We start from the raw sequence: 21,945 nt of genomic DNA, 5'->3' as shown, positions 1-21,945 counted from the left end.
GTTGTTGTATGTTGTTATGTATGGGAAACAATTTTATAAAGCATTTTTAAAAAAAGGCAGGGTTATTGGCCCTGCCTTTGTTCGTAAGTTTCGCCTCTATAGCTGCGGTATGTCATCATTAGCAACCGCAGTTAAAGTTCTTAGGCGGCACTATTCCTTAATCTTCGCGATATCCTTTGCAAGCTTTTTCTTCATTGCAAGGTTACCTTGGCGAGAAATCATGATGCGCTGTGCCTGCGGAGAACCGGCGCCGTGCATGGACTCTGTGCGATAACCGACTGCGGCACTGCCGAGGGTCAGGTTTTCGATCAAGCGGAGAATGCGTAAGCGGTTTTCGGTAGAAACGGAGGCAACACCCTGCAAGTATTTGACAACGTACGGTCCGAGTTTGGGATCGCGCAGATCGGATTCTGCCGGAGCAGTTACCATCAAGCCGCCTGCGATATCTTCTGCAAGGCGTGCGATTTCATACGGGAAGCGTGTAACGTTCTGCTTACAGACGTTGGCAAGCAGCAGGTCGATAAGGTAGTTACCGGATTTGGTCTTGGTACCTTCTGCCGAACATGCGATACCGCAGCAGTACAGCGTTTCGTTCAGGTGGGTCATTTCAATCAGCTTGTCTTTAACGTGAGAAGCTTTCTGCGCGCCGTTGTAGTCTGCCGCAACTGCCGCCGCACCGATAAGAACGTCACCGACGCCGACCTTGCATCCGCCGTAAGACTGGCGGTGATATCCTGCAAAACGTTCAACCAACATACCGGCAAATTCAAATTCTCCGTTCAGGAAGATGTGATCGTTCGGAATAAATACGTTATCGAAGATAACCAAAGCTTCGGTTCCGCCGTAGGTTGAGTTACCGACATCGATTTCGGAACCTTCCAGCTTTCTGGTGTCGCAGCTCTGGCGTCCGACAATCATGAAGATACCTTTCGCATCGGTCGGGCAGGCAAAGGCTACTGCATAGTCTTTGTCATCTTCGCCCATTGCGATGGTCGGCATAACGATAACTTCGTGTGAATTGATAAAACCGGTTTGGTGCGCTTTTGCACCACGAACCACGATACCGTCAGCTCTCCGTTCCACGACATGGAGGTATAAGTCGGGATCGGTTTGAGCATGGGGCGCCAAAGAGCGGTCTCCTTTCGGGTCGGTCATTGCGCCGTCTACGGTCAGGTCTTCATCCTGAACATGCTGAATAAACTTTTTGAAGTTTTCATGATAGTGAGTTCCATATTTTTCATCGAGCTCATACGTTGTGCTGTAAACGGCGTTAAACGCATCCATACCGACACAGCGCTGGAAGCAAGCTGCGGTTTTTTGTCCGCAAAGCCGCTGCATCTTTACCTTTTTAATCAGATCCTCAGGACTCTGATGAATATGTGTGAAGCGGTTGATCTTCTTTCCGGTCAAAGAAGATTTAACGGTCATTAAATCTTCATATTCCGGCATCTGAGCCAGATCATAAGTAGCCTTCACCGAGTTCAGGGACGGCCGAAGAATCGGATTGTCAACAACATTGTCAACTTTTTTTCCGAACATGTAAACTTGCAGATTCAGTTTACGCATACTCTCAACATACTGTTCGCCTGTCATAAGTGCCATGTGCATACTCCTTACTTTGTTTATTTGTCTATACAAGGTAGACGTCTTATTAATCATAAAGCAATTTTTGTGCCAACGTATGTATATCGAATGTGTTATACCCTTTTTTTAATTATTCTCCCTGATGTATTTGCCGGTCTACTAGACAAAATTTCTCTCAGGAAAGAAGGATTAATGTTTTTGCTGTCATCTTATTTTTTTTCGTTTATGTGGAGTGTTTATTACCTGACGTTTTGCGTCTGCGTTCTGCATTGGGGATGATGATCGGTACATTTATGAGCCAACCAAACGAACCGGTTTATAAATGAACCAAAATATTGAGTGAAGTGTAATTTGTAAAGTTAGATATAGCTTACATTTAGACTATTTGTACTGTTGCTGGTGAACCCCACGGAAATGCTAAAAAGCCGCTTTTTTTTAAAAAATACCATAATTATCGATGTCAGCAAATGTACATCCGTGTACATTTGCTGACGGCGAGTTTTTGCACAGCAAAAACATCGCTCTTGTTTTATTCGTGCGGAGGGTTTAATATCCCGACGCTTGCGTCGAGGTTGTTGATTTCCCGTCTATCCGTGGACGTTCTGATACGTTGAGGATCTTCAGAAGTAATATTTTGCTTTCACAAATATTGCTACTGCATGGGAACACTGCTTTTGAAAATAACCTGTTGAACAACGTACATCCGTGTACGTTGTTCAACGACGAGTTTTTCTAGCGAAAAACTCGCTACTGCATAAACCCACCGCCGTCCGTGGCGGTTCTGATACGTTGAGGATTAATTTGTGCGCAGCAACGAAGTAGATGCGTCATCTATTTGCAAAAGGGGAGATTGGCATAGATATTGCTTATATAATAACTATATAGGCCGCAGTAGTGTTGAATGACCAGTGCGGTAAATGATAAAGTCTTGATTTAAGAAAGGCTTTAAGGGGGAATTTTATGACAGATGCGCAAATGCAGTTTAAAAGCCGCTATCGTGAGTACGGCGGTGAGCAAGCGTATTGGCCGGCGGGACCGTTTAAGATTCGGTTACCTTTCATTCACTATGCGTGGTCTTTTCCGGAGATGTTTCAGGCGCTCTTTATGTGCGCGACCTGTTTGGGAGCTATTCCGGTATTAACCGAAGTCTTGGGCGTAAGCTATGAAGTAGCGTTATCGATGGTTATCATCAACGGCTTCTTCTATACGCTGCATGTATTACTCGGCGATCCGGTCGTTCCGGGATGGGTTACACCCGCAATCCCGCTGATTACGGCCTTTTTAACTAACGGCTATGTAATGGGACTGGAGCGGACTCAAGCCTTGATTGCCGTGCAGATGTGTCTCGGACTTATCTTTTTGGTATTCGGCATCACCGGTTTGGGCGGTAAGATGGTTAAAGTCGTGCCGAATTCCGTAAAAGCCGGTGTTTTGATGGGTGGTGGTATTGCGGCTGTTTTAGGTGAATTTAAGGCTACCGGCCGTTTTGATAAATATCCCATTTCCATCACTATCGGAATTATCGTGGCGTATTTTTGTTTATTCAGCCCGATTTGGGCGGATATGCGTAGGAAGAATAAACTCATCGATTCAATCGGTAAATTCGGTATGCTGCCTGCAATTTTAATTGGTGTCGTAGTGGGCCTGCTCGCCGGCGAATTTGCCATTCCCCATGTACAATGGTGGCCGCTTATTAAAGTGCCCGATTTTGCGGATATTTGGAATCAGCTTTCTCCATTCGCAATCGGATGGCCGAGTATGAAAGTTTGGGCTGCTGCCATTCCCGTAGCGATTGTTACGTATATCATCGCATTCGGCGACTTTGTTACGTCGGAAGCACTCATCAGAGAAGCCGATGAAGTTCGGCAGGATGAAAAGATCGACTTTAACGCAAACCGGTCGAACCTCGTTAGCGGTATTCGTAATGTGGCAATGTCAATGACCTGTCCGTATACGCAAATGTGCGGCCCGCTGTGGGCAGCTGTTACCGCAGCAGTTTCTCAGCGTTATAAGGAAAGTCCGAAAGCGATGGAATCAATTTATAGCGGTTTCGGTACGTTCCGTCTTTCGACATTCGTAGCCGTTGCGCTGCTGCCTATTTCTTCTCTGTTGCAGCCGTCTTTGCCGCTTGCGCTTTCGTTAACGCTGATCGTACAAGGATATATTTGTACGCAGCTTGCGATGAATATGTGCAAAACCAATATTGAACGCGGTATTTGCGGTGTTATGGGCGCTGTTTTGGCAATGCGTGGCGCCGCATGGGGGCTCGTCGTCGGTCTTGTTCTTTTTGTACTGCTCTATGATTCGAACAAAAAAGAAGCTGCAAAGCAGGCCGAAAAGGCAGAAAACTAATTATCGTCCTCAACGTAGAACGTTGCCGGGAAACGGCGGGCATTAAGCTCTCCGTATGGATGAATAGTACGAGGCTGTCTTGAGAATAACTGATTTTTGGGACAGCCTCTATGCAGCCGATTAAGTTCCATTCCAAGGTAAATCGAACGAAATAATCGGCTATTGTATAGAAAAAAATTTTATTGGCAAAAGGAGATGCCTGCATGTACGAGGAACTGGAAAAGACATTGGATACTTATGTGCGGCCGCTGTTGAGAGCTCACGGCGGCGATATGCAGGTCGTGGATTTTACCGATGGTGTAGTTAAGTTCAAATTACACGGGCATTGTGCGGGCTGTCCCGCTGCCGATTTTACCACCGAGAATCTTATTCAAACAGAGCTGATGGAACACATGCCGGAAGTAAAACAAGCCGTTTTAATAAATGAAGTGAGTCAGAGTTTGTTGGATGAGGCTCGATCCATTTTAAAACAACGCCATGGCGGATAAGATTTCGATCGGTGTACGCTATTGCGGCGGATGTAATAACCGGTACGACCGGGTTGCCGTTATTCGCCGCCTTGAAACGCTGGTGCCGGAGGTTGAGTTCGTAACGGCGCAGCCGGGAACTCCTTATCCGGCCGCGCTTATCGTTGCGGGCTGTCCGACCGATTGTGCAAAACGCGATGATATTTCCGTACCGGCAGGCCGCTTGTTTAAAATCGGCGGCTGGGAAGACCTTTTACCGGCACGGGATTTTATTAAGGAAGTTTGTGCGGAAGCGTGTGCGAAACAAGAGGAGCGTTCGTTAACCCATGAGCAAGTGTTGGAAATACTGCCGCAGCGGCCGCCGATGCTGTTTATCGACACGGTCTCTACGCTTGTTCCCGGTAAGGAAGTTAAGGCGTCCTTTTCCGTTACGCCTGAGTTGAGTTTGTTAAAAGGGCACTTTCCCGATAATCCGATATTTCCGGGAGTGTGCGCCGTTGAAGCGATTGCTCAGGCGGCGGACATTTTGCTGTTAACGCTCGATCGGTATGCCGGTAAAACCCCGCTCTTTATGGGAATTAAAAAAGCGAACTTCCGCAAGAAAATTCTTTTGGGCGATACGCTTGAAATCTACAGTACGCTTTTGGAAGAGCGGGCGGAATTAGGCTGGGTGAGCTGCCACGGCCAAATCTTTTCGGACGGTGATTTAGCCGCCGATGCCGAAGTAACCCTTGCCATGCGGTAAGGGAACGGATGTTTTTAAAGAAAGACTCGGGAATCGCAGTTTCCGAGCACTCTTAACGGGTTTTGAAATACGTTTGTGCAGCGCACGAACGTATTTCAAAACATAAAAAATGTATGGAAAGGAGTATCGTATGTCTGATTGGAAGAAGTATTATCAGGAGCATTTGACAACTGCTGCAGAGGCTGTCAAGCACATTAAGTCGGGAAACCGCGTTGTGATCGGCCATGCCTGCGGTGAACCTGCTCACTTGGTGAATGCGATGGTGGATAATGCCGCGGCATATAAAAATGTCGAAATCGTCCACATGGTTGCAATGGGCGGCGGTAAGTATTGCCAGCCTGAATATGCCGAAAACTTTCGGCACAATGCGCTGTTTGTCGGCGGAAGCACACGCGAGGCAGTTGCTGCAGGACGTGCGGATTATACGCCGTGCTTCTTTTTTGAAATTCCCCGGCTGTTCAGAACAACCTTACCGGTCGATGTGGCAATGGTAACCGTCAGCCCGCCCGATGAGAACGGTATGTGCTCACTCGGCGTATCCGTCGATTACACACAGGAAGCGGTAAAACAGGCAAAAACCGTTATCGCGCAGGTCAATAAGGAAATGCCGTGGACAGGCCCGAACAGTCTCGTTTCAGTACAAGACCTCGACTTTATTGTCGAACACAATGAACCGTTGATTGAATTGCCGCCGCCTAAGATCGGTGATATAGAAAGAGCAATCGGAGAGCATTGCGCCTCGCTTATTCCCGACGGAGCGACTCTCCAGCTCGGTATCGGCGCTATTCCCGACGCCGTTCTGTTGTTCCTTAAAGGTAAAAAAGATTTGGGTATCCACTCCGAAATGTTCTCGGACGGCGTAGTCGAACTTGCAGAAGCGGGTGTTATTACCAACAAGAAAAAGACGCTGCATCCCGGAAAGTTTATCGTCAACTTCTTGATGGGTACCAAAAGGCTGTATGATTTTGTCAATCATAATCCCGATGTCGATATGCGTCCGGTTGACTATGTGAATAACCCGTTCATCGTTGCACAGAATGATTGTCTGATTTCGATTAACTCCTGCGTACAGGTAGATTTGATGGGACAAGTCGCTTCCGAAACCATCGGACTTAAGCAGTTCTCCGGCGTCGGCGGACAGGTTGACTTTGTGCGCGGCGCATCCGCAAGCAAGGGCGGTGTTTCGATTATGGCAATGCCGGCAACGGTAAAGGGCAAGATTTCGAAGATCGTTCCGCTGTTGGATGAAGGCGCTGCCGTTACTACAAGCCGCAATGATGTGGACTATGTCGTTACCGAATACGGCATTGCCGCGCTGAAAGGCTTGACATTAAAGCAGCGTGCGCATAATCTGATTGCAATTGCGCATCCCGATTTCCGCGAAGAATTAAAAGCTGAATTCGAAAAGCGCTTTAACTGCAAATACTAGGCATGATGCGATAACTGCGCTGCCAAACAGGCCGATGAGTTCACGCATCGCACAGATAGCGCGATGCGTGAATATCGCATTTCAAAGTAACCTGTTCCGAAACGGAAGTTTTCGAACAGGTTTACTAGGACAGCCTGCTTTTTGGGGAGTAAAGGCTATCCGCTTTTTACCCTCGGTATCGGCTTTGCTGATGGAGCATCTTCTAAAGATCTAACCAAGTTTTTGAAAGATGCCCAATAATAATATATACAAATGGTATTGGAGAATGCAATCAGGGAGAAGATATATCTTGTTTCTTAAAGAGATAAAAGTATTCGAATGGGGAAAAATATTTTTTCCTATGCTTATATCCCTCAGCTTTTCTCGTATTTTGACTCAAACCGATTTGTATTTTTTACGTAATTTCCCGAATACAATCGTTCTTCTTTCTTTTTTCTCACAAATTTCTATTTTCGATTTTATTATTGCTCTATCAGTAATTCCAACGTGCTTAGTTACTGTTTCGCATTACCGTTCCGGCGCTATTCAAAATAGTTTAATCCCGTTTTCTTGTTATTGCGGCATAATTATTGGATGTATTTCTGCTATCGTTTCAATGGTTTTATTTTTTACACTCCAAATGAATAAAAAATTAAATATGCCGTTTCAAGAGTTTTTTTTCGTATTGATTATAATTACCGTTACTATTCCATTCCGTTGGCTGCAATTAAGTACGACATCATTACTACATTTTAAAAAAAAAGGATATATCGTTTTAATTATTTCGTTTATCAGTATTTTTATCAATTATATTCTTGATTACTGGTTTTTAAACATCTTTGGATACATCGGCTGTTTTTTTGCTACGTTATTAGTAACGATAGTAACAAGTGTCGGCTATATAATTAGCTTGCGGGTAAATTTACTCCATAGAAATTGGCGTATTCAAATGGCTTTAGTTAATAAATCAAAAAATAATATCTATAAGGAATTTTCAAGAATTGTACTATTAAAAGTAGGGATGGCAATTGTATACGGAATGGTATTAGCTCATTCCGATTCTGCTTACACTATGCCTGTTATTCTTCAATTTAGTATTATATTTGAATTTAATAACCTTATTTCCGTAATACCTATCAGCACCTATAGAACTGCTGTCATTTTAGGAAATACCTCGCTTAAAGAAAAGCTTTATTCTATTCTATTAAATTCAATCTTTATTTTATTTATTTATGTTATAATACGTATTTTCCTAACGAATATAGTGAATATTTATGGATTATCTGATAATAGTCGGATATTTCAATTTTATTTAAAAACTATTATTTTTTTACTATTGACGGATTCTCTCGTATCTTTTTTACGCGCAGAAATGCAATTAAGAAATAAATTTATTAATACTGTTTTTGTCGAAACAGGTATTGTCTATATTTTTTTCATACCGTTTATTATTTTTTCTCTGCGTTTATCTTATTATAATATGATCGTTATCGCTTTTATCTTAACTAATTTATGTACAATTATCGGATATCTTATAGCTTATAAAATAACCGACATATCTCGTATAAATCGTTTAATTATGAAATAGTTTATACGAAGCAAAATACACACGGACTTATAGAGGAGATGAAAATGACAAATCTTGAAAAATATGACCGCATTTTTTTACAGAATTTTCCGGTTAAAAAAGAGGATTTACCCGGATTAAAGTACCGCGGTTTGAAAGAATGGGATTCGGTTGGGCACATGGACTTGGTAGGCCTTATCGAAGAAACGTTCGGAATTAATTTAAGTACGCTGGATGTTTTGGAATTTTCAACTTACGAGAAAGGCAAAACGATTCTGGCGAAATACGGTGTAGAGATTTAAGTGTCTGCCATAGCGATTTCGGTGTGGACGGAGCCTCTGGCCGAAAGCAACTGCTATATTATATACGAACATAAAGAAAGACACGGGAACGAGGTCGCTCCCCTGCGTGGTGATTGATCCGAACGATCCTGCGGGGCCGCTTTCGGTGCTGGAACAAAAAGGCTTACGGCCTGAATGGATACTTTTTAACGCATGAGCACTGCGATCATACGGCGGGATTGGAGCCGATGAGGGAGCGTTTTCCCGATGCGCAGGTAATGGCGAGCGAGCAGTGTAATGTCGGGATGCAGAATGCGCGGCTCAATATGTCGCGGATGATGGAGGTGTATCTCACCTTTTTCGGCAAGTCGGGTGTGTCTTATACCCCGTTTGTGTGCCGCCCTGCAGATAAAACATATAGCGAGGCCTGTACGTTGGACTGGCGCGAGCATACGTTCCGCTTTGTGCCGTTGCCCGGGCATACCGCAGGCAGTGTCGGTATTTTTCTTGATGACGATATCTTTTTTTCGGGTGATTATTTGTTGCCGGGCAGGGAGGTGATTTTGCGGCTTCCCGGCGGCAGCGAAAAAGACTATCACGAAATCACGGAACCCTTCTTAGCAACATTACCGGTCGGTATTCATATTTACCCCGGGCACGGCAAGGATTATCATTATCATGACCATAGATGAATTCATACAGCTGAAACCGTATTCATTGACGCATCAAGAAAAAGCGGCGGCGTACACTGAGCTGCTGACGGAGCGGACGGCCTTTCACCGTAACCATTGTGAGCCGTATGGACGGCTGTTAAAAGCCTTAGGTATTCCGGAGAATGCTGCTTTTTCGGCGGAGACGGCACCGATGCTGCCGGTGTCGGTTTTTAAGGAGCTTCCACTCAAGAGTGTTCCCGAAGAAGCAGTGTTTAAAACGCTCACCTCATCGGGAACAACCGGTCAGCGTGTTTCGCAGATTTATTTGGATGCGGAAACGGCGGCGAATCAGCAACAGGTGCTGTACCGGATTATTGCCGATTTTGCCGGTGAAAACAGGATTCCCTATTTAGTATTTGATACGAAAAAAACGCTGCGGGATAGGAAGATGTTTTCGGCACGGGGAGCCGGTATCTTGGGCTTTTCTTTGCTGGCCTCCCGTACCTGTTACGCGCTTGACGAAAATATGGAGCTGGATATTCCGGCTGTTCAAAATTTTCTTGCCGAACATGCGAGCGAGCCGGTGCTTGCCTTCGGTTTCACCTTTATCATCTATAAACACGTGATCCGTGTTCTTGAAGAAAAAAAGATACGCCTTGATATTCCGAATGGGATACTGATACATGGCGGCGGCTGGAAGAACCTCATTAACGAGGCTGTTTCTCCGGAAGAGTTTAAAGCGCGGATAACCGCTGCGACCGGCATTGCGCGTATCAGCAACTATTACGGCATGGCGGAACAGACCGGTTGTATTTATATGGAATGCCCTGAGGGGCATCTGCACGCAAGCATTTGGTCTGACGTGCTTTTCAGGCGGGCAAAGGATTTCAGCGTGTGCGGCATCGGGGAGCAGGGGATTGTACAGGTACTCTCGCCGCTACCCGGCTCTTACCCGGGGCATTCGCTGTTGACTGAGGATACCGGTGTGCTGTTGGGAGAGGATGACTGTCCCTGCGGGCGGCTCGGTAAGTATTTTTCCATTACCGGACGTATCCCGCGCGCGGAGATAAGGGGATGCAGCGACACGTATGAAGGATGATGCCCATGCAAACGAAAACCGATGAAGTTATCATATCGCCGCAAAGCGCCGTAACATTGTTGGCAGGTGTTTTGCAGCCGGAAAGGGAACCGTATCCCGTGTTTTCACCGGAGACAATGGAGTTCCTTGCTGCGGTGTCGGCTGAAATCGGCGCATCGGAATTGCATTCCATACCGGAGATTGCTGCATTCGGCTTCTGGTGCCGCAGGGCGCATCTTGAAGCCTTGGCTAAACGCCATGCTTCGCCTTTTCCGCGTCTCGGTCGGGGGCTGGCATTCCACATTGCGCCTTCAAACGTACCGACGATGTTTGCCTATTCATATACAATCGGGCTGCTTGCAGGGAACGCAAACATCGTACGGCTGTCGGAGCGGGGCGGCGAAATCAGCACATTGCTCTGCGCCTGCATCGGCCGGATGCTGGATCGCCCTGAGTTTGAAGCTATAAAACGGCGGACATCGTTTATCAGCTACGGTCGGGATGATGCGGTAACCGCTGCGTATATGGCCGAGTGCGATGCGCGGGTAGTGTGGGGCGGGGACGAAACGATACGCCGCATACGTGCGCTGCCGATGCCGCCTCATGCGGTTGAACTGGTATTCCCCGACCGCTGGTCGTTTGCGCTGTTCAGTCAAGCGGCATTTTCCCAAGCGGATGAAGAAACGCTCGCCGTATGGGCGCACCGGTTTTACAACGATACATATTTGATGGATCAAAATGCCTGTTCCGCCCCGCACCTTGTTGTGTGGGAAAACGACGGAGATGATTCTACAGTGCGTCTCCGCTGGTGGGAAAAAGTTGCGGCGGAAGCCCAAGCGGCGTATCGGTTCGGCGCCTATCAAGCGGCGCGGAAATACGAGCAGCTGTGTCTTGCGGCGATGACCTTACCTGAGGAAATATCCGTCAAACAGTATGCGGGGAATCTTTTATATGTAGCGACTTTGGCAAAGCTGCCTGCCAATGCGGTGGAGACGCTGCGGGGAACATTCGGCTTTTTCTTTGAAACCGAAATCCGCAATAAAGAGGAACTGTTGCCGCTGCTCTCGTTCAAGGTGCAAACGCTCTGTGCGGAAGGCTACCGGCGGGAAGAACTCGCTCGGTTTTTTGCGCAGCGACGTTCGGCAGGTATCGACCGAATCTCCGCATTGGGGCAGGCGATGGAGATGGACACGATTTGGGACGGTAAAGATCTAATCGCTGAATTATCGCGGTTCATCATTTGAGTCGGAGCTTCCGTCTTTTCCATCCTCTTGAAACATATCGACCATCGCGGTTAAGTATTCCTGTGCAAATACCATACTGCGTTCGTCGGCGAGCTCTTCGCTTGCGCTGCGCAGCTTTTGTAACAGACTGAAGACGATATAGGTCATCATCACCAATCCTGCCTTGGGATAGGCGTTAATATATTTTTTGAACTGACTGCGAGAAAGGATCAACACAATCGTGTCTTCGGCAGCGCGTACCGTTGCGGTACTGAGTTCATCCTCCAGAAGTGCCGACTCGCCGACCGAAGCGTGATCTTTCAATGTTGCGACATGTACCTGTTTATTCCATTTTCCTTGTTTTATCACATCAAGGGAACCGCTCATCAAAATATACAAATCGGCGTTTATCGTACCTTCCGCAATCAGCACCTCACCTTCGTCAAATGCGCAAAGCTGAGAAAACTGCGCGAGCGCTCCGAGCTCTTCTTCGGATATGCAGGATAAAAAAGACACAGCCGAAAGTTCATTCCGCAACAGCGGTAACGGGATTTCTACAATATTCATCTTCTCTACTCCATAGGGTAATTGCACCAGACACTTTTGAAAATATACGGCGCATCTACTGCGTCGCACTGCCAAAAGCGTACTTCCGTGTACGCTTTTGACGGCGAGTTTCGGTCAGAGCCGAAACATCGCTTCTGTTTAAGCTAGCGGCATCCGTGCCGCTTCTGAAAATCATCAACGTATCAGAGCGGACAGGATGTCCGTGGTTCCGTGCAGCAGCGATGTTTTTGCATTGCAAAAACTCGCCATCAACAAATGTATACGGATGTACATTTGTTGATGAGGTATCTACACCATCTATTTTCAAAAGGCTTACACTGCAGAACCGCCACGGATGGCGGTGGTTCCATGCAGCAGCGATGTTTTGTGCACGCATAAAACTCGCCTTCAACTGTTGTACATGGATGTACAACAGTTGAAGATGGTTCAAATGGTCTCACGACCTCAGTTATTCTGCGATTTTGATTTATCTGTCTGGATCGATTACCCTTCTCCTTAAAATAAACGGTGCGAAATTTTGTGCAAAATTTCGCACAGAAGGAAGACAACCGTTTTAATTATTTTCGGTGCGGTTGCCCTGTTACACACCTCTTATGTTATGTACACGCTTTTTAACGGTACGATTCGAAAAAGCTTTCTAGGGAAAAGCCGTTGATGACGGTATTTTTTCCGTAGTGGTGCAGGATATTTGCCCTGCCTTCTTCCAGCTGTTCGGAGCGGATGCCGAAGTTGATGGAACTGTCGGCTTCTACAAAGGCTGCGATGTGGTCTGCCGCACGGATCAGTTTACCGTCAATCCCGCAGAACTCAGGCGCCGCGTATGTTGTATTTAGCTCTTCGCTTGTTATGCAGCGGGTTTCTCCGTCCAGTTTAATCCGGTTTTCAAATTCATCTTGAATAAAGTACAGTACCTCTTCGCGGTAAAAGTCGTCCATCAACGGGAGCAATTCCTTCGCGACAATTTCATCTTCGATATGCTTAACCACTTCGGGTAGCCGATCGGTTGCCTGCTTTACCGGGGAAATAATATCGCGGGTAACCGCTTCCGGTAAGTCGTGGAACAGCGCTGCAAAAAAGTTCATCGCAAGCCGGTGCGGCGCCAGCTCGAGCGTGCGGCTCATTAAGAAAACCAGCGCGGCAACAAAGTACGAATGCCCGAGTACTGTCGTCGCCGGTACCCGCGGCGTTTGGTTCCAGCGGGTTTGGAACCGTAGCTTTTCGATCTCCGTAATAAAATAATACGGTTGCTGTCGTGTCAGCAAAAGCTGCAAACCTGTTAAGTCCATAAAATCGGCGATATCTGCCTCTAAGCATTTGTCGATTTCAGTCAGCCGGAAAGGTTCGTTCACCATGCGGATCATATCGAGCTCACGCATTGCCGAATATTTATGTGCCGCGCGCAGCACTCGAAAACTTATATCCGTAGGGTCAGCCGGGTCAAAAAGGTAGGATGCAAACTCATCAAGAAAAAGCGGATCGGTGATAATTGTCTTGTATTTATCAAGTACCCAGCGATTCAGTTTTTTATATTCTTCGGGATATTCCGAGCGGATAATGCGCTGCACCGGAGATTTCATATCGCAGAGTGCGATGCGGCGCAGCAGCTCAAAGAACGAATGGTTAATGATGGTAAGCCAATTGACCGTGTTTCCATTCTTTTCTTCATATTTACCGATGATAAAACTGAGGAACATTTTTTCCGCCGTCTTGTCCATTTCGACAATATCGAAGGGGCGGACTAAATCATTCCACCGCTGAATGGAAAATGCTTCAAAGAGTTTGAATACTATTTCTTTCGTGAACATTGTTATTCCTCTTTCGCCTGCGTTATAGGGAGCCTCCGAAAATCCGGCAAATTTTTTCAAGATGCCCTATGCTTTTTTCCGTTTCTGTAAATCTTTTTCCATCTTATCTGACCATATTCCAATTTGCCGTTTTACTTCTTCTGCTGCGCTTCGTTCGTTCAGCAAAATATGCATACGCCGTGCAGCTTCCAAATACTGAATGGCAAGCCTGAAATCTTCTATACTGGAAGTCGCCGTTTCGTAGCGTGCACGGTATTGATCGGCTGCTTGCAGTAATAGTTTTTTTACCAGTTTAAGGTGGAACATCGTACTTTCGTAGTCGGGAGAACGGGGATCAAAGCCTGTTTCTGCAGTATCCTTTAAATCGAGGATATTTTTAGCAACTGTTGCGTATCGTCCTTGGAGTTCTACAAACGACCACTTCCATTTGGTATTATCGCTGTATGCTCGAATGACGAGATCTATCACCAAGCCTAATTTTCTGATTAAATAAAACCGCTGTTTTTGGGGTACGTGTTCAATCTTGCGTACTTTTTCTTCATAGTCGGAAAAAGGAGCGTCGATAAAGTTTGAAACAATTTCTTCAAGATTGATAATGACCTTATATATGGCCTTTCGCGCTTCGTTGAGCAGCGTTTCATTTTTTTTACCTAAAAAAGAAACTGCTATTTGATATTGTGCTAAATAGAGCGTTACCATATATATCAACTCGTCGACAAGCATGATTTTTTTATACATACTGCCTTCAGGGTCTCTTGCGGTAAGCTCGGTCATCGCTTTTTCCTGTTTGAGTATTTGATTAATTTCCTCTTGATAGTAACGGAGTTGTTCTTCGTATATATTGGTACCTTGCTGTGGACTATCCATATCGTGTTATCCTATGCTTCCTTGCCTTGATAATAGCTCTTTTGCATGAATACGTGAAGCGGCACTCACCTCATCGCCTGCGAGCATCCGTGCAATTTCTTCAATACGGGCTTCTCCGTCTATTTGCTGCGCCGATGTGCGGCTTGTATGTTCGGATTGTATTTTCAGTATCTTAATATGAGTATCGGCAGCGGCGGCAATAACCGCAAGGTGTGTAATGCATAATATCTGTTTATTGTCGGACAATCTTTTCAGATGTTCCGCAACGGTGCGGGCAACCTCTCCGCCGATACCGGTATCTATTTCGTCGAATACAAGGGTATCCGCTTCATCGGCTGCGGTGAGGACGGTTTTCAGTGCCAGCATGACACGCGAGAGTTCACCACCCGACGCTATTTTGTTGAGCGGTTTGACCGGCTCTCCCGGATTGGTGCTGATTAAAAATTCCACCGAATCGAACCCGTAGAGACCGGCAGTCTGCTTATTTCCATTCGGTTCGGCTGCCGTAACCTGCACGGTAAATATTACCTTGGGCATACCGAGGCGGGTGAGGGTAGTTTGAATGTTCTGTTGAAGATCCGCTGCGGCGGTTTTCCGCTTTTGCGACAGGGCGGTACCGGCTGCAAACAGTTTTGCTTCAAGCGCGGGGACTTCCTTCTCCAGAGCGGTTTTATCCTGCTCGCTTTCGCCGAGAGAGTCCAGCTCCGTGTGTGCGGATTCCCGATAGGCGAGGATATCCTTGATGGTTGCACCGTATTTTTTTTTGAGCTTATTGATAAGGGAAAGCCGCTCTTGCACCTGTTCCAACCGGTCGGGATCAAATACGAGTTTTGAAAGATACGAGCTGAAAAATTCGCCGATATCCTGCATTTCGTAGTAGGCGTTTTCTATCCGCTCGGCATATTCCTGAACGGCGGGGTCGATAGCGGTAACGCTGTCAGAGATATGCTGTAGTTTTTTAAGCTGCGGTACGATGCCCTGTTCCTGCGTACAGAGGTTTTGCAGCGTCTCAACCTGCTCATACAGTTTTTCGTACTGGCAGAGCTTTGTTTCTTCCGCCTCAAGCACCTCGTCCTCGTCCGGTTGTAACCGTGCATTGTCGATTTCATCGATGACGAATGCAAGATAGTCTGCCCGTTCGGTACGCTCTTTTTCGGAATGGCCGATCGTTTCCAGCTTTGCTTTTATTTCGGCGAGGCGGGTATAAAGAAGGCTGAATGCCCGTACCTCATCAAGGATGCCTGCGTAGGAATCCAAAAACCGGCGGTGTTCCGCTGTTTTAAAAAGAGATTGATGGTCATGCTGACCGTGGATATCAACTAAAAAGGAGGTGAATTCTTCAAGTTCGGCACGGGATACTTGCGTGTCTTGAATCCAAATACCGCCGCGGCCGTTTTCTTTCAGTGTGCGTCGCAACAATATCCGATTGTTTTCCGGTTCTATGCCGCGCTCGTCAAGCCATGCGGCGGCTTCGGGATGGGTATTCGCAAGGTAGAATGTACCGGACACCGCCGCTTCGGCAGCGCCCGTGCGGATAATATCCGCGGTAACCTTCCCGCCGAGTAAAAAGCTGAGCGCTCCGATCAAAATTGATTTTCCTGCGCCGGTTTCTCCCGACAGCACATTCAAATGAGCGTTAAAATCGAGAGAAAGCTCGTCGATAAGCGCAATATTTTTTACCGAAATGGTTTCGAGCATATCAACCTCCGCGCCGCAGTGTTATTCCTGCAACGGACTTCCCGACCACGCTAATTTTGACCGGAGCGCCGTGTAAAACGCTTCCGGTGAGCACCCGATGAGTTTTAATCGGTGGCGCGACATCTTAATTTCAATTTTGTCGCCTTCGCAGAGCGGAAACAACTCCTGTCCGTCTATAGATACAATAACATCTTTTTGACGATTATGCAAAACCTCAATACGCATCGTACCGGAAGCAGGTAACACGACCGGCCGGTTTGACAGGGAAAATGCCGAGATGGGGGTAAGAACAAAGGCCGCAACCGTCGGATCCATAATAGGGCCGCCGGAGGCTGCCGAATATGCGGTAGAACCGGTCGGGCTCGACACGATAACGCCGTCCGCCCGATATACGCCGAAAGAGATACCGTTAAAGGAAAGTGCGAGGTTTATCAGCTTTGCAATACCGCCGCCTGAAACAACCACATCGTTGAGCGCATCGAAGGAGCCGACGCATTCGCCGTTACGATACACGGCGGTAGAAAGCATCAGCCGCTCGTGGTGTTCCGCATTCCCTGCGAGGTATTCTCCGAGCGCTTGCTTCCAATGTGCCGGTTCAACGCCCGCAATAAAGCCGAATTCACCGAGGTTAATGGGAAATACCGGTATTTTTTTCGGTGCACAGTACCGCGCTGCAAACAGCACCGTACCGTCCCCCCCAAGGCTGACGGCAAAATCATACCGCTTCCGTATCGGTTTTGCCGGTGGTAAGCCGTCATATTCATAGATATCCGCTTGAATCCGGTTTTCTTGCAAAAAGCAAAGAAGCTCCTTGGACATCTCCGCTACGTGCGGCTTATAGGTTGTTAGGATGATAATGGCATTCTTTTGCATACGTGTCCGTTACGGCAGTGTTCCCAATACCTTTGCAATCTTCGCTGCATTATTGAGGCCGAGCCGGGGATAGAGCGGAAAGAGTACCGTCCGAAGCAGAAGTGACGCCGCATTGATACATGTATTTTCTTCTTTTAAAAAGTCCGCAATAGAATTGGTAAAGGCGAGCTCTATCTCAATATCTTTGCGGTTAACGTATTGTTTTACATCCTTAAAGCCGCTTTCAAGTATCACCGGAAAGGAATAAACAGGATTTTTTACCGCTTCGGAAAATACGAGCGGCTTATGCCTTGTCTGCAAAAGCGCACGGAGATACAGCTCCCGCATTTCATCGCGAAGCTGGAGATTTTTTTCCATATTTTTAAGCTGCACAAAGGCAAGCGATGCATTAATGTCAGGCAAAAAATCGGTTATCGGAATAGTTTCTGCCATATTTTTTAGTACGGAGGCATTGCGCCGCTCTGTAGCAATCAAGATACCGCCGCCGCCGCCCGTTAAAATGTCGCGTTCTTCGAGTCCCAGTATCGCAAACGAACCGAAGGTTCCTGCCCGTTTTTCTCTGTACAGGGCTCCGGCGCTTTGGGAAATATCTTCGATAATCGGAATTGAAAGAGCTGTAAACGCTTCCATATCGGGGACGTTGCCGAGCGTTTCGTGTAGTACCAGCACTCTACCGCCTTGTTTAATTCCTTCTTCAACCACCTCGAGCGTAACCAAGCCGGTCAACGGATCGACATCCAAGACAATCGGTGTAAATCCGTTTCGTACTACTTCGATATATTGCCACGAAGGGGCGAGTGCTGACAATAAAATACCCGCCTTTTCAGGAAGGTCGAACATCTTCAGCGTATAAACTAATGCCATCGCCGGGCTGCGTAAAGCAAGAGCACCTTCCGCCCCATAGAGTTCGCGTACCAACTTAATGAGTTTTTTGATTCATCTCGCCCGGGCCGATTTTTTCTTCAACCATGCAAGTGAGTACGGCATCCATTTCCGAGCGGCGGATGGTAGAGCTATAAACAGGTATCGGCATGCTAGAAGGTGGTAAGTTTTTGTAATTCTTTCGGATTAAACAATCTGCGGATATCCAATAGGATAAGATAGCCGGAGTCTTGGCGGATAACCCCATTGATATATTCGGTGCCGATACCGGTAATCATCTGGGGCGGCGGCTGAACATCTTCTTGCCGTACCATAACGACACGTGCGATGCGGTCAATCACAATACCGATTTTATATTTTCCGATTTTAAGGATGATAAACCCTCCCAAATATTCATCGTCACCGTCCAAATCCGCCTTTTTAAGATGGAACCGTTTATGCAAACTGATAATCGGTATAATTTCATTTCTCAAATGGAAAAAACCTTCGACGTAATACGGTGCATTCGGAATCTGTCGGACTTCTTGAACCTTTACTATCTCTTTTACATCCATTATATCGACACCGTAAAGCTCTTCACCGAGCTGAAAGGTAACCAATTGAAACTGCGCGTCAGTAATCGCCATATCTATCCTCCGCTAAAATTGATAACGCCGAACGTATTGCAAAGATACTATAATTTATAACTTTCTTCAAGCAGGGTATCATCATAGGACAACCGCACTATAGGCGTATATCGCATTTTTTTGTATACTACCAGTTACTATGAAATGGGCACTCGTGTTATCCGGAGGCGGAGCTGCAGGCCTCGCTTATATCGGTTTTTTTAAAGCACTTGAAGAATTAAACTTTCCTAAGCCTGACTGCATCGTCGGCTGCTCGATGGGATCGATTATCGGCGGTTTATATGCAAGCGGAAAATCGGTTCGGGATATGGAGGCTGTTTTCGAGCAACCCTTCGATGTTAACCGCTATGTAGGCGGCAGGCACATTCCGCTTTTTAAACACGCGCTTAATCAGATTATTCAGTACGGTACATTGATTACCCGTATGCTTTCCGGTACGGGGGCGGATTCGGGTGAAAAAGCCCATAAATTCTTTCTGGAACTTTCCGGTTGCAAATCTTTTAAAGACTGCAGCATCCCTTTTTTTTGCAATGCCTTGGATCTGTGCAGCGGTAAAGAGGTCATTTTACAGTCAGGTCTTTTAGCAGATGCGATGCGAGCGAGCGCTTCTTATCCGGGGCTTTTTATTCCCGTTAAGCAGCAAAAACAAATGCTGATCGACGCTTGTGTGATGGATAATACCCCCGTATGGATTGCCCGCAATCAGGGCTATAAAAATATCCTTGCTCTCACCTTCGGTGCACTTGAACCGGTTACCGCTTCCGAATTGGATACCTCGATTGCAGTATTGACGAGAACGCTTGCCTGTACTACCGCTCATATTGCATTGCAACCGAATGAATACCCCACGGCGTTTATCAATTTGACAAGTGCTCGTTCTTCCCATGATTTTTCCAATCCCAAAAAACAGATCGAGTTCGGATATCGGAAAACAATGGATAACAGGGATTTGCTGCAAACTTTTTTTGCAAAAGGTATTAACGGTAAAATACAACGAGCACTTTTAACTCGAAAAACAAGAAAAGAGTATAGCGTATGATTCCTATTTTTCGCCGTTTGCGTGTTTTTGATTATCTTATTTTTGCTTCTATTATTACCGTTTCCCTGTGGGCGGGTTTTTTCCTCTATACCGGAAAGAATCACATACAGCGGCTGGTGATTGAAACGCCAAGCGGTAAATGGATATACCCGCTTACCGAACCGCGCACGGTAGTTGTACCCGGTGCAATCGGCAATACTACCATCCGGATAGAACATAATACCGCCTTTATCTCCGATTCGCCGTGTCCCAATAAAACCTGTGTGAATGCTGCAGCACTCAAAAAAGCAGGGGATTGGAATGCCTGTATGCCTAACAGGGTTTTCTTGCATATTGAAGGCGATACTTCCGAAGATATGATTCTGCCGCAGAACTAAAAATCGGTATTATTCCGAAAATCTAAAAAAATATGCTTTAATCTGCTTGATTCATTCACAGAAATCCTATATAGTTGCCGTGTAAGTTAAAAAGATATCCGTGGAACGGTCTTTTTCAGTAGCCGGTGGCTTAAATTATAATAAAGCCATTCGACATCTCTATTACAAATACGTTTTTATTATCAAAAGTTATACAATTGTTGGGGCATTGACGGGGAAACCGGCTAAGGGCATCTGTTGCCTTTTGGCAATTCCTATAGGGTAAAACGAAAGAACCGGGCTTTAAAGACCGGGAAATATTTTTTAATGAGGTATAAATGAAGAGACTAATACTCTGCATAACAGCGGTGATAGCTATCGGAATGACAAGCTGTAATTCGCCGTTAGATCATAAGGGGTCATCGGAAACACCTGGTGTCCCATCTACTCCTCCGCAAAATTTGATTACATTGACGGAATCGGACGTGCTTACGGCGTTCTCTCTCTCAAAGGGACATATCACCGCTTCGGCAGCCGCAAAAAAGATTACAAACGGCACTCCGGCAAGCGGCATTACCTTTACCGAAAGAAAAATGATTGCGTATGATGATCAAGCCGGTACCTTTACGGTTGAAGTAAAGGGGACGAAAGACGGTAAAAACTTTTCCCAAAAGATTTCCGTAACCGGATTTACGCATCCGCTTGCAGGTAAAACGATACAATCGATTGCCGATTGCGAGCTTAATTTGGACGACGCTATAGAACACAATTATTCGCTTGCAAAATATATTGAAGAAGTAAAAAAAGACCCGAGCGGAAAAAAGCTGGTAAAAAAATTATCGTTTATGCTGAGTGATTCCGTAACAACCATAGAACTTGGCGAACACGACAGCTATACACTGGTGGCAGAGGCGCAAGCGGTCGGTACGAAAGTGTGGGTACAGCCGAGCGTTGTGTTCCGAAAACTCACCGAGGGCGGGACAGAAACACTTGTCAAGAATACGGAATTTTCGTTTACCCATTTAAATTCGTCGCTGAAAAAAGACTATTTTGAAGCAAAGGATGTATTCAAGTATATTTTGGATAAAACCGCCGACATTGCTATAAAAGTTGATTCGAAGGAATTTGCTTCGTCCTTTTATGCTTTTGCAAAAAAATCCGGGCAAGCGCCGGTAAATCTTTTTACTGAGGGATTTAAAACAAAAATTCAAAACTACGCTGCTCTGTATCAGAATAAAGATTCAGATGAACACCTTGCACTTGATATTTCGTACGGTGCCTTTCAGCCTAAAAACGGCGGAATCGATGCCGATGACTACACAGGTACGGTTACGATAAAACTTTGTATTGCAACCAATGAACAGATTGTAAATCAAAACGATATTACGGCAATTAAACCGATAGAAAAGTCGGGGTTTGCAAGTATTCCCGATAATGCGGCTCTTGCGAAAAAGAATCATCTTTTCTTTAATCTTATACCGAAATCTTCATTATCACCGGCTGATAAAACCAACTGGAAGAACAAAGTATTTAGCAGAGCATTGTTGCGTATAAATGAATCCAATAATGCTATAATCGACAATCCTTTCGGCGGCAGCGATTCCCTTTTTAATTTGTGTGTAAACAGTGAAAATACGAATCCCGCCACTTATTTAGGCAGTGCAGGAGGCTCATACGGTGGGGCTTCAAAAACTAAAAATAATAAGGTTATCTTTATCGAAAACATACAATTGGAAAAAAAAGCCAATTCAACATCGATGGAAGTTCTGGTAAAACTCAAGGGTTCCGGCCCCGTATTAAAAGTAACCACCGAGCCGTAGATTGATGTATTCACCCATTTATCCGCACAAAGGCGGATTTGCACATTATACAAG

General features: G+C 46.0%; 20 protein-coding genes and 1 pseudogene. 12 read left to right on the top strand and 9 right to left on the bottom strand.

What is annotated here, in order from left to right; translation table 11 throughout:
• Window positions 1–150 precede the first annotated feature (150 nt).
• A complete protein-coding gene (locus tag GWP43_RS07760; protein WP_006188709.1) occupies window positions 151–1,602 on the bottom strand; it encodes a 4-hydroxyphenylacetate 3-hydroxylase family protein in 1,452 nt (483 codons plus the stop codon).
• Between the two features lie 942 nt (window positions 1,603–2,544).
• On the opposite strand from GWP43_RS07760, the gene GWP43_RS07755 reads away from it, so the two are divergent.
• From GWP43_RS07755 to GWP43_RS07715, 9 genes are all read left to right on the top strand, one after another.
• The gene (locus tag GWP43_RS07755; protein WP_203232391.1) at window positions 2,545–3,936 is read left to right on the top strand and encodes a hypothetical protein; all 1,392 of its coding nucleotides are present in this window, start codon (window positions 2,545–2,547) and stop codon (window positions 3,934–3,936) included.
• Window positions 3,937–4,139: 203 nt separating this feature from the next.
• Window positions 4,140–4,424 carry a NifU family protein gene (locus GWP43_RS07750; RefSeq protein WP_016517772.1) on the top strand — a complete coding sequence of 95 codons (285 nt, stop codon included), beginning with the start codon at window positions 4,140–4,142 and terminating at the stop codon, window positions 4,422–4,424.
• Window positions 4,414–5,148, top strand: coding sequence for a 3-hydroxyacyl-ACP dehydratase FabZ family protein (locus tag GWP43_RS07745; RefSeq protein ID WP_162663688.1), 735 nt, complete (start codon window positions 4,414–4,416; stop codon window positions 5,146–5,148). Before GWP43_RS07750 ends, GWP43_RS07745 begins: the two co-directional genes overlap by 11 nt.
• Before the next feature lie 130 nt (window positions 5,149–5,278).
• Window positions 5,279–6,577 (top strand): acetyl-CoA hydrolase/transferase family protein, encoded by a 1,299-nt coding sequence (locus GWP43_RS07740; RefSeq protein WP_162663687.1) that lies wholly within the window; start codon window positions 5,279–5,281, stop codon window positions 6,575–6,577.
• A 289-nt stretch (window positions 6,578–6,866) separates the two neighbouring features.
• Window positions 6,867–8,144: a hypothetical protein gene (locus GWP43_RS07735; RefSeq protein WP_162663686.1), complete on the top strand. Its 1,278-nt coding sequence runs from the start codon at window positions 6,867–6,869 to the stop codon at window positions 8,142–8,144.
• A 44-nt stretch (window positions 8,145–8,188) separates the two neighbouring features.
• Entirely contained in the window at window positions 8,189–8,425 is a 237-nt protein-coding gene (locus tag GWP43_RS07730; protein WP_006188701.1) for an acyl carrier protein, read from the top strand.
• 227 nt (window positions 8,426–8,652) lie between these two features.
• Window positions 8,653–9,096: an MBL fold metallo-hydrolase gene (locus tag GWP43_RS07725; RefSeq protein ID WP_230977596.1), complete on the top strand. Its 444-nt coding sequence runs from the start codon at window positions 8,653–8,655 to the stop codon at window positions 9,094–9,096.
• A complete protein-coding gene (locus GWP43_RS07720; protein WP_162663685.1) occupies window positions 9,083–10,156 on the top strand; it encodes a LuxE/PaaK family acyltransferase in 1,074 nt (357 codons plus the stop codon). The genes GWP43_RS07725 and GWP43_RS07720 overlap by 14 nt, the downstream gene beginning before the upstream one ends.
• Before the next feature lie 5 nt (window positions 10,157–10,161).
• Window positions 10,162–11,379: an acyl-CoA reductase gene (locus GWP43_RS07715; protein WP_162663684.1), complete on the top strand. Its 1,218-nt coding sequence runs from the start codon at window positions 10,162–10,164 to the stop codon at window positions 11,377–11,379.
• Here the strand turns inward: GWP43_RS07715 and GWP43_RS07710 are convergent.
• The 8 genes and pseudogenes from GWP43_RS07710 to GWP43_RS07675 form a co-directional block, all read right to left on the bottom strand.
• Window positions 11,359–11,925: a cyclic nucleotide-binding domain-containing protein gene (locus GWP43_RS07710; RefSeq protein WP_162663683.1), complete on the bottom strand. Its 567-nt coding sequence runs from the start codon at window positions 11,923–11,925 to the stop codon at window positions 11,359–11,361. The two genes, GWP43_RS07715 and GWP43_RS07710, sit on opposite strands and share 21 nt — an antisense overlap.
• 55 nt (window positions 11,926–11,980) lie before the next feature.
• The gene (locus GWP43_RS07705; protein WP_162663682.1) at window positions 11,981–12,301 is read right to left on the bottom strand and encodes a hypothetical protein; all 321 of its coding nucleotides are present in this window, start codon (window positions 12,299–12,301) and stop codon (window positions 11,981–11,983) included.
• Window positions 12,302–12,536: 235 nt separating this feature from the next.
• Window positions 12,537–13,730 carry an HD domain-containing protein gene (locus GWP43_RS07700; protein WP_162663681.1) on the bottom strand — a complete coding sequence of 398 codons (1,194 nt, stop codon included), beginning with the start codon at window positions 13,728–13,730 and terminating at the stop codon, window positions 12,537–12,539.
• A gap of 66 nt (window positions 13,731–13,796) precedes the next feature.
• The gene (locus GWP43_RS07695) at window positions 13,797–14,597 is read right to left on the bottom strand and encodes a hypothetical protein (RefSeq protein WP_162663680.1); all 801 of its coding nucleotides are present in this window, start codon (window positions 14,595–14,597) and stop codon (window positions 13,797–13,799) included.
• A gap of 6 nt (window positions 14,598–14,603) precedes the next feature.
• The gene (gene recN / locus GWP43_RS07690; RefSeq protein WP_162663679.1) at window positions 14,604–16,295 is read right to left on the bottom strand and encodes a DNA repair protein RecN; all 1,692 of its coding nucleotides are present in this window, start codon (window positions 16,293–16,295) and stop codon (window positions 14,604–14,606) included.
• A gap of 21 nt (window positions 16,296–16,316) precedes the next feature.
• On the bottom strand, window positions 16,317–17,168 hold the full coding sequence (locus tag GWP43_RS07685) for an NAD(+)/NADH kinase (RefSeq protein WP_162663678.1): 852 nt from the start codon (window positions 17,166–17,168) through the stop codon (window positions 16,317–16,319).
• 9 nt (window positions 17,169–17,177) lie between these two features.
• Window positions 17,178–18,201 (bottom strand): annotated as a pseudogene (locus GWP43_RS07680) (DegT/DnrJ/EryC1/StrS family aminotransferase).
• 1 nt (window position 18,202) lies between these two features.
• The gene (locus tag GWP43_RS07675) at window positions 18,203–18,676 is read right to left on the bottom strand and encodes a chemotaxis protein CheW (RefSeq protein ID WP_044016249.1); all 474 of its coding nucleotides are present in this window, start codon (window positions 18,674–18,676) and stop codon (window positions 18,203–18,205) included.
• Between the two features lie 139 nt (window positions 18,677–18,815).
• Here GWP43_RS07675 and GWP43_RS07670 point away from each other — a divergent pair, with 139 nt between their 5' ends.
• The 3 genes from GWP43_RS07670 to GWP43_RS07660 all read left to right on the top strand — a co-directional run bounded on the left by GWP43_RS07670 (window position 18,816) and on the right by GWP43_RS07660 (window position 21,891).
• Window positions 18,816–19,715, top strand: a complete 900-nt coding sequence (locus tag GWP43_RS07670) for a patatin-like phospholipase family protein (protein ID WP_162663677.1) — start codon at window positions 18,816–18,818, stop codon at window positions 19,713–19,715.
• Complete coding sequence (locus GWP43_RS07665; protein WP_162663676.1) at window positions 19,712–20,092, top strand: NusG domain II-containing protein; 381 nt, start codon at window positions 19,712–19,714, stop codon at window positions 20,090–20,092. The genes GWP43_RS07670 and GWP43_RS07665 overlap by 4 nt, the downstream gene beginning before the upstream one ends.
• Window positions 20,093–20,409: 317 nt before the next feature.
• Window positions 20,410–21,891 carry a lipoprotein 17-related variable surface protein gene (locus GWP43_RS07660; RefSeq protein ID WP_162663675.1) on the top strand — a complete coding sequence of 494 codons (1,482 nt, stop codon included), beginning with the start codon at window positions 20,410–20,412 and terminating at the stop codon, window positions 21,889–21,891.
• Window positions 21,892–21,945 lie beyond the last annotated feature (54 nt).

This window comes from Treponema vincentii (assembly GCF_010365865.1).
In the GTDB taxonomy this organism is placed as follows: domain Bacteria; phylum Spirochaetota; class Spirochaetia; order Treponematales; family Treponemataceae; genus Treponema.
Note: the sequence above shows the minus strand (reverse complement) of the source record. Positions and strands in the feature narration are given on the sequence as shown.

Bases quoted from the DNA above. Each gene is read 5' to 3' on its own strand.
- GWP43_RS07660 (WP_162663675.1), top strand. From the start codon at position 20,410: ATGAAGAGACTAATACTCTGCATAACAGCGGTGATAGCTATCGGAATG.
- GWP43_RS07750 (WP_016517772.1), top strand. From the start codon at position 4,140: ATGTACGAGGAACTGGAAAAGACATTGGATACTTATGTGCGGCCGCTG.
- GWP43_RS07685 (WP_162663678.1), bottom strand. From the start codon at position 17,168: ATGCAAAAGAATGCCATTATCATCCTAACAACCTATAAGCCGCACGTA.
- GWP43_RS07700 (WP_162663681.1), bottom strand. From the start codon at position 13,730: ATGTTCACGAAAGAAATAGTATTCAAACTCTTTGAAGCATTTTCCATT.
- GWP43_RS07720 (WP_162663685.1), top strand. From the start codon at position 9,083: ATGACCATAGATGAATTCATACAGCTGAAACCGTATTCATTGACGCAT.
- GWP43_RS07710 (WP_162663683.1), bottom strand. From the start codon at position 11,925: ATGAATATTGTAGAAATCCCGTTACCGCTGTTGCGGAATGAACTTTCG.
- GWP43_RS07725 (WP_230977596.1), top strand. From the start codon at position 8,653: ATGAGGGAGCGTTTTCCCGATGCGCAGGTAATGGCGAGCGAGCAGTGT.
- GWP43_RS07745 (WP_162663688.1), top strand. From the start codon at position 4,414: ATGGCGGATAAGATTTCGATCGGTGTACGCTATTGCGGCGGATGTAAT.
- GWP43_RS07705 (WP_162663682.1), bottom strand. From the start codon at position 12,301: ATGCGTGCACAAAACATCGCTGCTGCATGGAACCACCGCCATCCGTGG.
- GWP43_RS07715 (WP_162663684.1), top strand. From the start codon at position 10,162: ATGCAAACGAAAACCGATGAAGTTATCATATCGCCGCAAAGCGCCGTA.
- GWP43_RS07740 (WP_162663687.1), top strand. From the start codon at position 5,279: ATGTCTGATTGGAAGAAGTATTATCAGGAGCATTTGACAACTGCTGCA.
- GWP43_RS07675 (WP_044016249.1), bottom strand. From the start codon at position 18,676: ATGGCGATTACTGACGCGCAGTTTCAATTGGTTACCTTTCAGCTCGGT.
- GWP43_RS07730 (WP_006188701.1), top strand. From the start codon at position 8,189: ATGACAAATCTTGAAAAATATGACCGCATTTTTTTACAGAATTTTCCG.
- GWP43_RS07670 (WP_162663677.1), top strand. From the start codon at position 18,816: ATGAAATGGGCACTCGTGTTATCCGGAGGCGGAGCTGCAGGCCTCGCT.
- GWP43_RS07695 (WP_162663680.1), bottom strand. From the start codon at position 14,597: ATGGATAGTCCACAGCAAGGTACCAATATATACGAAGAACAACTCCGT.
- GWP43_RS07665 (WP_162663676.1), top strand. From the start codon at position 19,712: ATGATTCCTATTTTTCGCCGTTTGCGTGTTTTTGATTATCTTATTTTT.
- GWP43_RS07755 (WP_203232391.1), top strand. From the start codon at position 2,545: ATGACAGATGCGCAAATGCAGTTTAAAAGCCGCTATCGTGAGTACGGC.
- recN (WP_162663679.1), bottom strand. From the start codon at position 16,295: ATGCTCGAAACCATTTCGGTAAAAAATATTGCGCTTATCGACGAGCTT.
- GWP43_RS07760 (WP_006188709.1), bottom strand. From the start codon at position 1,602: ATGGCACTTATGACAGGCGAACAGTATGTTGAGAGTATGCGTAAACTG.